Origin of the sequence: Antarcticimicrobium luteum (genome assembly GCF_004358185.1) — a bacterium.
GTDB lineage: Bacteria > Pseudomonadota > Alphaproteobacteria > Rhodobacterales > Rhodobacteraceae > Antarcticimicrobium > Antarcticimicrobium luteum.
The window spans coordinates 1-12,889 of the sequence record NZ_SMUV01000059.1 but is presented as its reverse complement, the minus strand read 5'-3'; the positions used below and the strand labels follow the sequence as shown (position 1 = coordinate 12,889).

Annotated in this window: 13 protein-coding genes; 8 read left to right on the top strand and 5 right to left on the bottom strand. The window is 66.1% G+C overall.

Annotated elements, in window-relative coordinates:
- Nucleotides 1–42: 42 nt before the first annotated feature.
- Nucleotides 43–1,368: a UDP-glucose dehydrogenase family protein gene (locus E1832_RS07505; RefSeq protein ID WP_133359121.1), complete on the top strand. Its 1,326-nt coding sequence runs from the start codon at nucleotides 43–45 to the stop codon at nucleotides 1,366–1,368.
- Here the strand turns inward: E1832_RS07505 and E1832_RS07500 are convergent.
- A complete protein-coding gene (locus E1832_RS07500; RefSeq protein WP_245513897.1) occupies nucleotides 1,350–2,333 on the bottom strand; it encodes a phosphotransferase in 984 nt (327 codons plus the stop codon). The two genes, E1832_RS07505 and E1832_RS07500, sit on opposite strands and share 19 nt — an antisense overlap.
- Nucleotides 2,334–2,433: 100 nt before the next feature.
- On the opposite strand from E1832_RS07500, the gene E1832_RS07495 reads away from it, so the two are divergent.
- The 7 genes from E1832_RS07495 (at nucleotide 2,434) to E1832_RS07465 (ending at nucleotide 7,239) form a co-directional block, all read left to right on the top strand.
- On the top strand, nucleotides 2,434–3,048 hold the full coding sequence (locus E1832_RS07495) for a ribonuclease D (protein WP_133359198.1): 615 nt from the start codon (nucleotides 2,434–2,436) through the stop codon (nucleotides 3,046–3,048).
- A complete protein-coding gene (locus tag E1832_RS07490) occupies nucleotides 3,045–4,013 on the top strand; it encodes a KpsF/GutQ family sugar-phosphate isomerase (protein WP_133359119.1) in 969 nt (322 codons plus the stop codon). Before E1832_RS07495 ends, E1832_RS07490 begins: the two co-directional genes overlap by 4 nt.
- 18 nt (nucleotides 4,014–4,031) lie before the next feature.
- A complete protein-coding gene (locus E1832_RS07485; protein ID WP_133359118.1) occupies nucleotides 4,032–4,634 on the top strand; it encodes a hypothetical protein in 603 nt (200 codons plus the stop codon).
- A gap of 2 nt (nucleotides 4,635–4,636) precedes the next feature.
- Nucleotides 4,637–5,131, top strand: a complete 495-nt coding sequence (locus tag E1832_RS07480) for an LptA/OstA family protein (RefSeq protein WP_133359117.1) — start codon at nucleotides 4,637–4,639, stop codon at nucleotides 5,129–5,131.
- Complete coding sequence (lptB, locus tag E1832_RS07475; RefSeq protein WP_133359116.1) at nucleotides 5,131–5,889, top strand: LPS export ABC transporter ATP-binding protein; 759 nt, start codon at nucleotides 5,131–5,133, stop codon at nucleotides 5,887–5,889. The genes E1832_RS07480 and lptB overlap by 1 nt, the downstream gene beginning before the upstream one ends.
- A 268-nt stretch (nucleotides 5,890–6,157) precedes the next feature.
- Nucleotides 6,158–6,733 carry a ribosome hibernation-promoting factor, HPF/YfiA family gene (gene hpf, locus E1832_RS07470; protein ID WP_133359115.1) on the top strand — a complete coding sequence of 192 codons (576 nt, stop codon included), beginning with the start codon at nucleotides 6,158–6,160 and terminating at the stop codon, nucleotides 6,731–6,733.
- A 44-nt stretch (nucleotides 6,734–6,777) separates the two neighbouring features.
- Nucleotides 6,778–7,239, top strand: coding sequence for a PTS sugar transporter subunit IIA (locus E1832_RS07465; RefSeq protein WP_133359114.1), 462 nt, complete (start codon nucleotides 6,778–6,780; stop codon nucleotides 7,237–7,239).
- Between the two features lie 36 nt (nucleotides 7,240–7,275).
- On the opposite strand, the gene E1832_RS07460 is transcribed toward E1832_RS07465, so the two are convergent.
- The 4 genes from E1832_RS07460 to E1832_RS07445 all read right to left on the bottom strand — a co-directional run bounded on the left by E1832_RS07460 (nucleotide 7,276) and on the right by E1832_RS07445 (nucleotide 12,739).
- Nucleotides 7,276–8,706: a nodulation protein NodH gene (locus tag E1832_RS07460; protein ID WP_133359113.1), complete on the bottom strand. Its 1,431-nt coding sequence runs from the start codon at nucleotides 8,704–8,706 to the stop codon at nucleotides 7,276–7,278.
- Between the two features lie 7 nt (nucleotides 8,707–8,713).
- Entirely contained in the window at nucleotides 8,714–10,417 is a 1,704-nt protein-coding gene (locus E1832_RS07455; protein WP_245513896.1) for a beta-1,6-N-acetylglucosaminyltransferase, read from the bottom strand.
- Nucleotides 10,414–11,394: a glycosyltransferase family 2 protein gene (locus E1832_RS07450; RefSeq protein ID WP_206021019.1), complete on the bottom strand. Its 981-nt coding sequence runs from the start codon at nucleotides 11,392–11,394 to the stop codon at nucleotides 10,414–10,416. The genes E1832_RS07455 and E1832_RS07450 overlap by 4 nt, the downstream gene beginning before the upstream one ends.
- Nucleotides 11,395–11,473: 79 nt before the next feature.
- Complete coding sequence (locus tag E1832_RS07445) at nucleotides 11,474–12,739, bottom strand: glycosyltransferase family 4 protein (protein WP_245513895.1); 1,266 nt, start codon at nucleotides 12,737–12,739, stop codon at nucleotides 11,474–11,476.
- Between the last annotated feature and the right edge of the window lie 150 nt (nucleotides 12,740–12,889).

The window sequence follows — 12,889 nt, the reverse complement described above, 5'->3', positions numbered from 1 at the left end:
GATCGCCCATCCCTGAGAAAAACCGGGCTTGAGGACGGGCATATGAAAATTGCGATGATCGGGACGGGATATGTCGGGCTGGTCTCGGGCGTGTGTTTCTCGGATTTCGGCCACGACGTGGTCTGCGTCGACAAGAATCCGGAAAAGATCGCCATGCTGGAACGCGGCGAGGTGCCGATCTTTGAACCCGGTCTGGATGCGCTGATCGAAAAGAACGTGGCGGCCGGACGGCTGTCGTTCACCACGGATCTGCCGGCGGCGGTGGACGGCGCCGAGGCGGTGTTCATCGCGGTCGGCACGCCGACGCGGCGCGGTGACGGTCATGCGGACCTGTCCTATGTGATGGCCGCCGCCGAGGAGATCGCCCATGCGATCACCGGCTATACCGTAGTCGTGACCAAATCCACCGTGCCGGTGGGCACCAACCGACAGGTCGAAGAGGTGATCGCCAAGGCCAATCCGCAGGCCGAATTCGACGTGGCCAGCAACCCCGAATTCCTGCGCGAAGGCGCTGCGATCGAGGATTTCATGAAACCCGACCGCATCATCGTGGGCGTGCAAAATGACCGCGCCGCCCAGGTGATGGCGGATATCTACCGGCCGCTCTACCTGCGCGAATTTCCGATCATCACCACCGATCTGGAAAGCGCCGAAATGATCAAATACGCCGCGAACGCGTTTCTGGCGACCAAGATCACCTTCATAAACGAGATCGCGGCGCTCTGCGAACGGGTCGGCGCCGACATCAAGCAGGTGAGCAAGGGGATGGGCCGCGACGGGCGGATCGGAAACAAGTTCCTGCATGCCGGCCCCGGCTATGGCGGGTCATGTTTTCCAAAGGATACCAAGGCGTTGGCACGGATCGGACAGGACCACGGCCTGCCGATGCAGATCACCGAGACCGTCATCAAGGTCAATGACGAGACCCGCCGCCGGATGATCGAGAAGATCACCGACATGATGGACGGTCATCTCGCCGGCAAGACCGTCGCGGTGCTGGGTGTGACCTTCAAGCCGAATACCGACGACATGCGCGAGGCGCCCAGCCTGACCGTCATCCCCGCCCTGATCGGGGCCGGAGCCCGGGTGCGGGTGGTCGACCCGCAGGGCCGGCGCGAGGGCGAGGCGCTGCTGCCCGGGGTGCATTGGATGGACGACGCCTACAAGGCGGCGCAGAACGCCGACGCGCTGGTGATCCTGACCGAATGGAACGAGTTTCGCGCGCTGGATCTGAAGCGGCTGGCGAAACGCATGGCCTTTCCGGCGATGGCCGATCTGCGCAACATCTATTCGGCGCAGGATGCCAGACGCGCCGGGTTCGCCCGCTATGTCTCGGTCGGGCGCAGCGATTATCGGGCCGGGGACTGAGCGCTGAGCGCGGCGCGCTCCAGATCCAGGCCTTCGGCATATCCGGGGCGCCCGCGCGCCGCCTGATAGAGGCAATAGGCCGCCATGCGCCAGTGATGCCAGGGGCGAAGCGCGTGGTATCGGGCGACAACCGTGCGATCCGGATAAGCCGTTAGAAACGCGTCTGTTTCCGCATGGCTGAGCGGGGCACCGCGATAAATCAGCTGCATCGCCGGCGACGTGAAGAGCGCCAGATCCTCCACCGGATCGCCCAGGGCCGGACATTGCCAGTCGATCAGCGTGGCGCGGGTGCCCTGCACCACGATATTTCCCGGCACCGGATCGCCGTGCAGCAGCCGGGTGCGGCCAGCGGCGGCGACAGTGCCCGGCGGCTCGAGCAGGCGCAGATCGTCGGCCTGCCCGGAGCGGCAAAGCGACAAAATTTCAAGGGTTTGGCGGCTCAGCGCGGCGCTGCCGCCGGGCGCCGCCGGCAGGCCGGGCGGAGGTGGATGGGCGTGGACACGGGCCAGAAGGCGCGCCACCGCCGCCGGTCCCTGCACCCAGCGCGCGCCGGGCAGATGACGATAGAGGATCCAGGGCGTTTCGGCCTGTGGATCGCCGGCCACCGGCGCCGGGGCGAGGCCCTGCGCGCAGAGCGCCGCGAGGCAGGCCGCCTCGCGCACCGGGTCATTGGCGAAAAGCGGTGTGGCGGCGCCGGCATCGTAGAGTTTGAGGACGAAATCGTACAGCTCGCCCCGCAACCGCCAGACCCGGTTGGTGCGCCCGCCCGCCAGCGCCACCGGGCGCGGCGCGCCGGGCAAAATCCGGTGCCGGCGCAGCCGAGCGATCAGATCGGCGGGCGGATCGGCGGGCAGAGGATCGGGGCGGGTCGGCAGGGTCTGGCTCCGTCTGGTGGACTGTATATGCGCGGCCCCGCGCGCGGCCGGGCGTCGGGCAAGGATCGCGCGCCCCGCCCGCCGCGACAAGGCCCCGCTGCGCCGCAGTTGAGTTTGCCCACCAAAAGGCCTATTTCGACCGGGAACAAAAGCCATACGCAGGCCCATGGCCGCAGCAAAGGAACCCGACGTGGCGAACCATCTCTATCAGAACGATCTGCCCGACGGGCTCGACCTTGGCCCCGTTGTCGCCATCGACTGCGAAACCATGGGGCTGAACCCGCATCGCGACCGGCTGTGCGTGGTGCAGATGTCGGGCGGCGACGGCAATGCGCATATCGTACAGGTCGCCAAGGGCCAGACCGAGGCGCCGAACCTGTGCCGGATGCTGACGGATCCCGATGTGCTGAAGCTGTTCCATTTCGGCCGGTTCGACATCGCCGCGATGCATCATGCCTTTGGCGCGCTGGCCGCCCCGGTCTATTGCACCAAGATCGCCAGCCGGCTGGTGCGCACCTACACCGACCGGCACGGGCTGAAGAACCTGACCGCGGAACTGATCGGCGTGGACGTCTCCAAGCAGCAGCAGATGAGCGACTGGGGCGCCGAGGAGCTGACCGGCGCGCAGCTGGATTACGCCGCCTCCGACGTGCTGCACCTGCACCGGCTGCGCGAGGAGCTGGACAAGCGGCTGGCGCGCGAGGGGCGGACCGAGATCGCCCAGGCCTGTTTCGATTTCCTGCCGCACCGCGCGCTGCTGGATCTGGAAGGCTGGCCCGAAATCGACATCTTTGCCCACGCATGACCGGGACCGAGACATTCCTCGCAACCGCGCGGCAGGTCGTCACCGACGAGGCCCGCGCGCTTGACGCACTGGCCGCGAGCCTTGACGAAAGCTTTGTCCGCGCGCTGCGGCTGATCCTCGCGTCCAAGGGCCGGATCATCGTCAGCGGCATCGGCAAGTCCGGCCATATCGGGCGCAAGATCGCGGCGACGCTGGCCAGCACCGGCACGCCGGCGCATTTCGTCCACCCCGCCGAGGCCAGCCACGGCGATCTGGGCATGGTGGCCAGGGGCGATGTGGTGCTGGCCATCTCCAACTCGGGCGAGGCGCCGGAACTGGCCAATCTGCTGGCCTATACCCGCCGGTTTGAGATTCCGCTGATCGGCCTGTCCAGCCGCCCCGACAGCACGCTGATGACCCAGGCGGACGAGCATCTGCTGATCCCCTCGCTGGGCGAGGCCTGCGGCTTTGGCATGGTGCCCTCGACCTCGACCACGCTGACACTGGCGATGGGCGATGCGCTGGCCATCGCGCTGATGAAATACCGCGATTTCCGGCTGGAGAATTTCCGCGAGTTTCACCCCGGCGGCAAGCTGGGGGCGCGGCTGAGCAAGGTGCGCGATCTGATGCACACGGGCGAGGCGCTGCCCACCGTGCCCGCCGAGGCCCCGATGAGCGACACGCTGCTGGAAATCAGCCGGAAGGGGTTCGGGGTCGTCGGTGTGACCGATGCAACGGGTGCGCTTGCCGGCATCATCACCGATGGCGACCTGCGCCGCCACATGGAGGGGCTTTTGTCCCATCGTGCCGCCGATGTGATGACGGCCGCGCCCACCACCATCGGTCCGGACGCGCTGGCCGAGGAGGCGGTGGCGCTGATGAACGCGCGCAAGATTACCTGTCTGTTCGTGGTCGATCCCGACGGGCCGCGCCGGGCGATGGGTCTTTTGCATATCCACGACTGCCTGCGGGCCGGTCTGGGCTGATCCGGGGCGAGCACGGCGATGGACAGTCATTCGCGTTTCGTGGCCTATCTCAAGGTCATCCTGCCGCTGGCGGCGCTGGCGCTGCTGTCGACGCTGTTCCTGCTGTCGAGCAGTATCGATCCCGAGGGAACCCTGCCGTTTGCCCGCAAGGAGATCGAGGCGCGGGTGCGCGGCCAGCAGATCACCGCGCCCTTCTTTTCCGGCACCACCGACGGCGGCGACGAGATCAACGTCAGCGCCCGGCTGGCGCGGCCCGGCGGCCAGGGCGGGCTGGCCGAGGCCGAAGCGCTGGACGCACGGTTGAAACTGGCCAAGGGCGGCGAGATCGCGCTGCGCTCGCAGACCGGGTCGATCGATCCCCAAAGCGATCGGGCCAGCTTTGCCGGCGCGGTCGAGATCACCACCTCGACCGGCTACACGGTGCGCACCGAGCAGCTGGACGCCACGATCGGCACCTTTCACGCCAGCACCCCGGGGGCGGTGCGCGCCACCGGACCGGTGGGGGAGCTGACCGCAGGGCAGATGGAAATCGCCGCGAAAAACCCTGGCGGTCCGATGCATATGGTTTTCAAAAACGGCGTTAAGCTGATATACGATCCCAAAAAATCGCCGGAGCGGTAAGTTTGCAAAAATTTCGCGCCTTTTTTCTCTGTCTCGCCTTTGTCCTGGGGGCCGGCGCGAGCTTTGCGCAGGAGACCCGCGTCGCCTTTGGCGCGGAGCCGGCAGACCCCAGCCAGCCGGTCGAGGTGACCGCCGACAGCCTGGATGTGAACCAGGCCGACGGCTCGGCCGAGTTCACCGGCGAGGTGCTGGTGATCCAGGGCGCGATGCGGATGACCGCCGATCGCGTCTTTGTGATCTATGACCGCGAGGCCAGCCGCATCGCCCAGCTGGAGGCGACCGGCAACGTGGTGCTGGTCAACGGACCGGACGCGGCCGAATCCGACAGCGCCGTATACAGCATCGACAACGGGCTGATCGTGATGACCGGCAACGTGCTGCTGACCCAGGGGCCCAGCGTGCTGAGCTCGCAGCGGATGACGGTGGACCTGACCACCGGCACTGCGCAGATGGCCGGGCGGGTGAAAACGATCCTGAATCCGGGCGGCGGCGACTGATGGCGAAACCCGACCTGACCGTGACCGAGGGAAGCCTGGGCCTGCGCGTGGAGCGGGTGCGCAAGTCGTACCGCAAGCGGGTGGTAATTCGCGACGTGTCGATGGAGCTGGACCGCGGCGAGGTGGTGGCGCTGTTGGGTCCGAACGGGTCAGGCAAGACCACGACCTTTTATGCCATTGCCGGGCTGGTGTTCCCCGAGGCCGGAACCGTGACGCTGGACGGGCAAAAGGTGACCACACTGCCGATGTACCGGCGCGCGCGGATGGGCATCGGTTATCTGCCACAGGAAATGTCGATCTTTCGCGGGCTGAGCGTGGAGGACAACATCCTGGCGGTGCTGGATATTTCCGAGCGCGATCCACATACGCGCCGCGAGCGGCTGGAAGAGTTGTTGTCGGATTTCTCGATCGAGCATCTGCGCCGCGCCCCGGCGCTGGCTCTGTCGGGGGGGGAACGCCGGCGGGTGGAGATCGCCCGCTGTCTGGCGGCCGATCCGAAATACCTGTTGCTGGACGAACCCTTTGCCGGTGTCGATCCGATCAGCGTGGGCGACATCCGCCATCTGGTGGCCGACCTGAAGAAACGCGGCATCGGCGTGCTGATCACAGATCACAACGTGCGCGAAACGCTGGAGATCGTCGACCGCGCCTATATCCTGCATGACGGCCAGGTGCTGATGTCGGGCACCCCGGACGAGGTGGTCGAGAACGAAAATGTCCGCCGCGTCTATCTGGGCGAGAGCTTCCGGATTTTCTGACGCCCGGGCGGGCGGTCTGCGGACCCTGAACGGGGCAGCAGACGCGACCTGATTTTCCGCAATTCGATACCGCGATGCGTTGACTCTTGCCGCGCAACACGCCTCAAATGGAACCATGGCACGTGTGCAGTTCGATGCAGTTTCCGATCCGGCCTTAGCCACAGGGCCCGGCAACGCGCAACCGGCCGCGATGCCATTTCCCATCACCCGCAAATAACGCAGGCCGGGTCACCGGAGCAGGCAGGGTGTAAAATGAAAAGGAGAGCACATGCGTTACCAAATCAGCGGAAAACAGATCGACATCGGCATGGCCTTGCAAAGCCACGTCCAGGAAGAGCTGAACGCGGCGGTCAAGAAATACGCCGAGCGCCCCACCGATGCCAACGTGGTCTTTTCCCGGAATGCGCATGAATACGTTTGCGAGGCGACGGTGCATCTGTCCACAGGGCTGACCGCGACCGCCAAGGCGCATGCGACCGAGATTTACGGCGCCTTCGACGCCTGCCGCGACAAGATGGAAAAGCAATTGCGCCGCTACAAGCGCCGCCTGAAGGACCACCACCGCGAGCGGTCGGAACCGGTTGAACTTTTCGGTGCGGCCTCGTATATCCTCGCCTCGGATCAACAGACGGACGAGTCGGAGCCCGAAACGCTTCAGCCGATCATCGTCGCCGAGATGGAGACCAAAATTCCCTCTCTCAGCGTAGGCGAGGCGGTAATGCAGATGGAGCTGTCAGGCGCGCCGGTTCTGGTGTTCCGTAACGAGAACAAGAGCGGGGTCAATGTCGTGTATCGCCGCGACGATGGCAATATCGGCTGGATCGACCCGCAGACCGACACATAACAGCCGGGACGCCCACCGTGGCGCCGGAGTGGAGCAATCAATTGATGGCCCTTTCGAGTATCCTCAAGCCTGAGGCCGTGAAAGTCTTTTCCGCGGCTTCGAGCAAGAAGAGACTGTTTCAGGAAATCGGCGATGTGGCCCACAGCGCCTATGGCCTGGACCCGCAGAATACCGTCGAGGCCCTGCTCGAACGCGAAAGCCTTGGCCCCACCGGTGTGGGACATGGCGTCGCCCTGCCGCACGCCCGGGTGCCGGAGATCGACAGCGTGATCGGCATCTTTCTGATGCTGGAGACGCCGATCGACTTCGGCGCGGTGGACCGCCAGCCGGTGGACATCGCCTTTTCGCTTTTTGCCCCGGAGGAAAGCGGCGTTGAGCATCTCAAGGCGCTGGCGCTGGTATCGCGCACGCTGCGCGACAGCGCGCTTTGCAGCAAGCTGCGGGCCAATCCGGACTCGGCCACGCTTTATACCCTTCTGACCGAGGCACAGCCGGTCGCGGCCTGAACCCATCCCGGGCCGCGCCCCCTGGATCCGGAAATCCTATGCCGTCCGCCAGGGTCCGAATCCGAACATCATGTAATCGCGCTGATAGACCTCTGCGACACGCGCCTCCAGCGCCCGGTCGTAGATGCTGGCGAGGGGCACCGGACCGTCCGCCTCGGCGGGCCCCGGCGCCGGCGGCGCGGCATGGCCGACCCGTCGGGCCAGATCGGGCAGCAGCGCCTCCAGCTCGTCCTCGCGCAGCACCAGGTCGGGGGGGGCGAAATCCGCAAAACCCGACAGCGCCTGCGCCTGGGTGCCCCAGGCGCTGTCCACCCGGATCGCGGTCTGACCGGCCAGGTTCATTTTGACGAAGTCCAGAAACCCCTCGAACGCGGCGCGGTGCGCCTCTACGTCATAGGCCTCATCGGGGGCCGATTTCGGGATCGGCAGCTTGAACTTGCGGCGCAGGGTGTCGCGGATCTGGCGAAAGCTGCCCGGGCCGTCGTCAAGGATGCGGGTACAGAACACGTGGTGCGCCCGCGCCACCGGATGACGCAACACGGTAAAGCTGCGATGGCCGGGGTGGCGGCGTTTCCACTGGCGCAGATCCTTTTGGGTCATCCGGCCCGGCAGCGCGTCCGCCTCGAGCCCGTCGAGCGCGGCGAGCCAGGCGGCAACCGCGGCCTCCGGGCCGCCGCGCACCGGCATGTAAAGCAGCGGCGTTTCGGCGGCGGCCAGATAGCTGGGCACGACCGGGCCGCGGCGCGGCTCGAAATTGGGGGTACGGGTAAGGTTGAACCGGTCAAGTCCGGCCAGCGCCGCCGCCATCTCGTCGGGGTTGGTGACCTTTTCGGTGACCGGCGCCGGGTTCTGCGGCTTGAGGCTCTGGTCCAGCTTGTCGAGCCGCGCCGCGATCCCCAGCCACTGCGCAAGCCCGTTCATCACCTCCAGATCCTGAAGATCCTCATAGGCGAGGTAGAATGCGGTCTGCCCGTGGATCTGGAGCCGGTTCAGTAGCTGTTGCTGGAACTGTTGCAGCGCCCCGACATGGCGGGCGAACTCGTCAGGGTCAAAGCGGGCCCGGGCGGCCTTGCGCCGCTTGACGTCCGTCAGCTTCCACTGGCCGGTTTCCTGCGCGATCTTCCATGAGACATAGCTGTCGAGCGGGTTGCGCGTCAGCACGATCTTGGCGCAGCGTGGATCGTCCAGCATGGGATCGAGCACACGCGGATCATGGTCGTGGAAATAGCGGAACCCGCCCAGCGCATCCGCCTGCCCCCGGATCGCGCCGATCAGGAGTTGCGGGTCGTCATCGCGGGCCTCGCGGCTGATCCCGAGGATCTCGTCGCGGTTGGGATAGCCGATGAAATGCGGGTTGAACGCCTCGCCGTGGCAGGCGACGCCGTCCAGCGCGTTGAGATTGGCCTCGAGGAAATTGGAGCCGGTGCGCATTTCGGCGAAGACGGTGAAATAATCGAAATCGGCCATGCCGGGATCACCTTACCAGATAGGGTTTGCGGGCCGGTTCGGACGGCGTCGCCGGCCCCTGGTCCACTGGAAAATCACCCATGAGATAGGGGTGCATGCCCTGGTTCTTGAGGTTCTGGAGGAACTGGCCAAAGCCGGTGAGATCGACCATTTTCGGCGCCTCGGCCAGATGGCGCGGGGCCGGCGATCCAAGCTCGCCCAGGATGGTCTGCAACGGTTCCATCGGCGCCTCTATGAATTCAGCCATGTTCCAGATCCGGATCCGCGCCTTGGCCTGTGCCGCGCGCAGGATGTCCAGATGCTTGCTCTCGATGCGCTGCAGGCTGGCGGCCTCTTTGCGCAGCTCGGCAAAGTTCCTGTTGGAGCGGAAGAGCGGAACCGCCCAGGCCCCGGTGATGACCGAGACCTGCGCATTGGGGTCGCGGGCGATGGTTTGGTTGATCGCTTGCGCATCGCGCGGGCCGAACTGGAAACACTGCCGCTCGCCCCGCGTGTTCCAGATCAGGCTGGTCAGGAACGCCGCCGGATCATAGTCCCGCTTGGCCGCGCTGTTGCTGAGCGCGCCGTTGATCACCGCCTGGCCGCCGGCGAATTCGGCCCGTTCGGGCGCGAAAAGATGTCCATGCACCCGCGCGCCGGTGGTCCGGGCCAGCCATGTCTCGAAATTCTCGAACAGTTCGGAAAAACCGTGGAACACCGAATAGGGGCTGGCGGTGATTCCGTTCTCCCAGCCCGGCTGGGGAAAACGGCTTTGCATGTAGAGGCCCGGCCGCCCGCGCGTGCGCCGTTCGACAGCCTTGGCGAAGATGCGGTCGATCTTGCCCGGGTTGGGTTCGGTCCGTTTCATCGCGCCGTCGCTGTCCGTCAGAAACGCCTGATAGAGCCGATCGGCGCGCGGCCAGATCTTGCGCGCGACAAAGCAGTCGGACCGGCGCAGCAATTGTAGGTGGTCGTCGTAGAAGATGTGCGGCTTTCCCTGAAAATCGAACTTGGACAGGGTCAGCGAGCGGCTTTCGATATTGGTCGAGTATTTCCGCGCCAGAGTCTGAAAATAGCTTTCGTCCGGAATCCAGACCCGGCGGAAGTAGCGCTCATAGGTCTTGCGTTGGGGATCCTGCAGAATCGCCGACAGGGTCTGGCGCGTCAGGCACCACCACTGGCTGCCCATATGCGGCACCAGCCCGGACGGGATGCGGCGCCGGAAGCCGATCCGGCGCTGAAACTCGACATACATGTCGAACAGCGCCCGCTGCCGCTTCCACGAGAACGGGAAGCGCAGGGTGAAGCGTTCCGCATCCAGCCCGCCCACCGTCCAGGGCACATCGGCCGTGGTCGCGCTTTCGATGAAGTCAGTTCGCGGGCGGGCGGCGAGGTAATCGACCAGCTCCTGCACCGGGCGCAGCGGCAGGCAGGACCCGGAGGCAAGGTAGACATGGCGCACCCCGGAAAACCGGTCGAGCATCATCTCGGCGGCCTTTTGGGTTGCCTCGACGATCCCCCATGTTCCCCATTCGCAGCGGTGGCGCGGGCTGAACAGGATACCGGGATCGTCCGACAGCGCCCTTTCGAAACGCTGGTAGGTGGCGCGCGCCACGTTCCTGTCCACATGGATCACCACCGGACAGCCGGCCGCGCGCCAGTGCCGCGCCACCTGTTCGGCCCGATGCAGCGCGGTGTGCACCAGCATCACGATGCCGACGCTACCGCTCATGCCCAGTTCCCCTTGGACATCATCCCCAGAATCTCGAGCTGGCGCCAGTTGATGTATTTCTCGGACCATTTGCACCACAGCTCGGGGTCGTCGCGCAGGGTTTCCGCGTAGGCGCGGTATTCGACCGAGGCCGCGTAGTGCTGTTTGCGCTCCAGCTCCTCGGCCGCCTTGACCGAAAAGGTGTCGATGAACTTGCTGTGCAGCAGAACGCCGCTGGCCTTTTCGCCGCCCCATTCGTCAAAGGTCTGGTTCAGTCCGCGCGGCAGCAGCATGTGGGTCGAGCTGACATAGGTGTACTTGCGGTCCCATTTGACCAGCGGGATCTTGTTCAGCGCCGGCGCCTTGGCCGGTTTGTCGGCAAAGAACACCCGGCTGCGCGGCCCGCCCTGGATCCACAGGTTGCCATAGCGCCGGTTCTTTTTCAGGGTGTAATTGCCGCTGTCGAACCAGCGCGCTATCTCGATCGGATCCTGCCCCTCGCGGTAGGGCTGCGCGTCCAGACGGCCCTTGGGATACATGTCCAGCAGCATCGCGGAGAACGATTTGATGGATGAGGCGTCAAGCCAATCGGTCAGCGCCCGCAGCGGCCGGGTGTCGCAGAAAGGATAGATCAGCAGCTCGTCCGGGTCGACCACCAGGCACCAGTGCCGGTGCCCGTACCTGCGTTGCAGCCAGTTCAGCCAGTCGACCCCGAAACGCGCGCGTTTGTAGCTGGCCGCCGTATGCCAGAGCGAGACATCGTCCTGGTCGCGCAGATAGTCGAGGGATCCGTCGGTGCTGTCATTGTCGACGAAAAGGAAGTGATCGACACCCAGCCCGCGGTAATATTCGAGGAAATAGGGCAGGCGAAGACGCTCGTTGCGCTGGGTGCAGAACAGCAGGATGTCGTCGCGGCGGATCGCAGCCGTGCGGTTGACGACAGAGGACAGCTCGCGCCGCTTGCGGAACGCGCGGATGCGCCAGCGTTTCCGCTGCATCCTCAGGCGATATGTCTGCCATACGCCCAAATCTCGCCCTCTTCACCCATTTGCAGGTCATGTCACCCCTTGGCGCCTATCAGGTTAACCTTAAGACGATGTTGAAGTGCTTCTCCCAGCCCGGTGGGACAAAACCTGCGTCACTTGCTGCCTCATGCGGCGCCATCCCGCCCATTGACAGGGTCTTGACGGCGCTAAGCCATTGATACCGGTCGGACTCATCCAGGTAAACTGGAATGTTCCCCAGGATTTCCCGGACAGAGGGCAAATCGCTGCTCAACACCGGCACCCCCAGCGCGGCGGCCTCGATCGGGGGCAGCCCGTAGCCCTCGGCCCGGCTGGGGAACAGCAGCCCCCGGGCCCGCACCAGCAGCGCCGCGATCTGCCCGTCGTCGAGCCCGGCCAGCTCGCGCACGGAGGAATCGGGCGGCAGCCGGTCCAGCCTTTCGAACACCGCGTCGTTGTTCCAGCCCCGCGCACCGCAGAGGAACAGGCCGGGCACCTCCGGCCCCTCCCCCATCTGGTCCCAGAGATCGAGCAGCAGATCATGACCCTTGCGCGGCTCGATCGTGCCCAGCGCCACGAAATAGGGGCGCTCGGCGTCGATCCCCGGGGGCAATGTCCCCGGCTGCGGCCGATCCACGCCCAGATGCGCCACCACGCCGGCGGGCACCGGCCCCCAGACCCGCATCCGGGCCTCGGCGCGCGCGCGTGTGTCGGCAGAATTGTAAATAATCAGGTCTGCCCAGGCGCGTATCCGTTCCAGTTTGGCGCGGAACGCCTCCGGGGTGCCGGGGCGCTGATACCGCGGAAACTCCAGCGGGATCACGTCGTGGATCAGCACCGCGATGCGCCCGGCCCCGCCCGCGCGCACCCCGCGCAGGCTGCGCGCGCCGAGGTTGGAATGACCGACGTTGAGATAGGCGAACCCGCCGGGCAGATGGCGCCGCAGCATCCGCGCCAGCCCCAGCGGGCTGCTGCGGGCGCAGGCGGCGCGGCGCAGGTCGCTTTCGGCCCGGCGCACCGGCGGCGGCAGGCGGCGCGCCAGCCGCGACAGCAGATCGGGCCGCCCCCAATCCCGCGTCCCCTGAAATCGCGCGGCCAGATCGGCGATCCCGCCCGCGTCCAGCAGGATGTAACCCCAGGCGCTGCGCACCAGCGCGAAAAGCGGCACCGCGTCACCGGCGAGATGACGCAGATAGGCCATCTCGACCCGGTCGATGCCGGTCGGACGCCGCCCCGCTCGGCGGACAAGACGGGTCAGGTCCAGCAGGCGGGCGGGCGGGGCAGGGTTATCTGTGGTATCGGCCAGCGGCGGCATCTCCGGGCATCGGCAGTCGTCCACCGCAGTCTAGACCGTTTCGGCCCGCGGCCCAACAGCCAGACGGCCCGCGACGGGCCGCCCGCTGCTTGTCTACTGTGCGGCCTTGTCGATCTGGACGACCTCGGCGAGATAGCGGGAGAGCTCCTCGCGCAGGTCGTCGCGGGCCAGCGC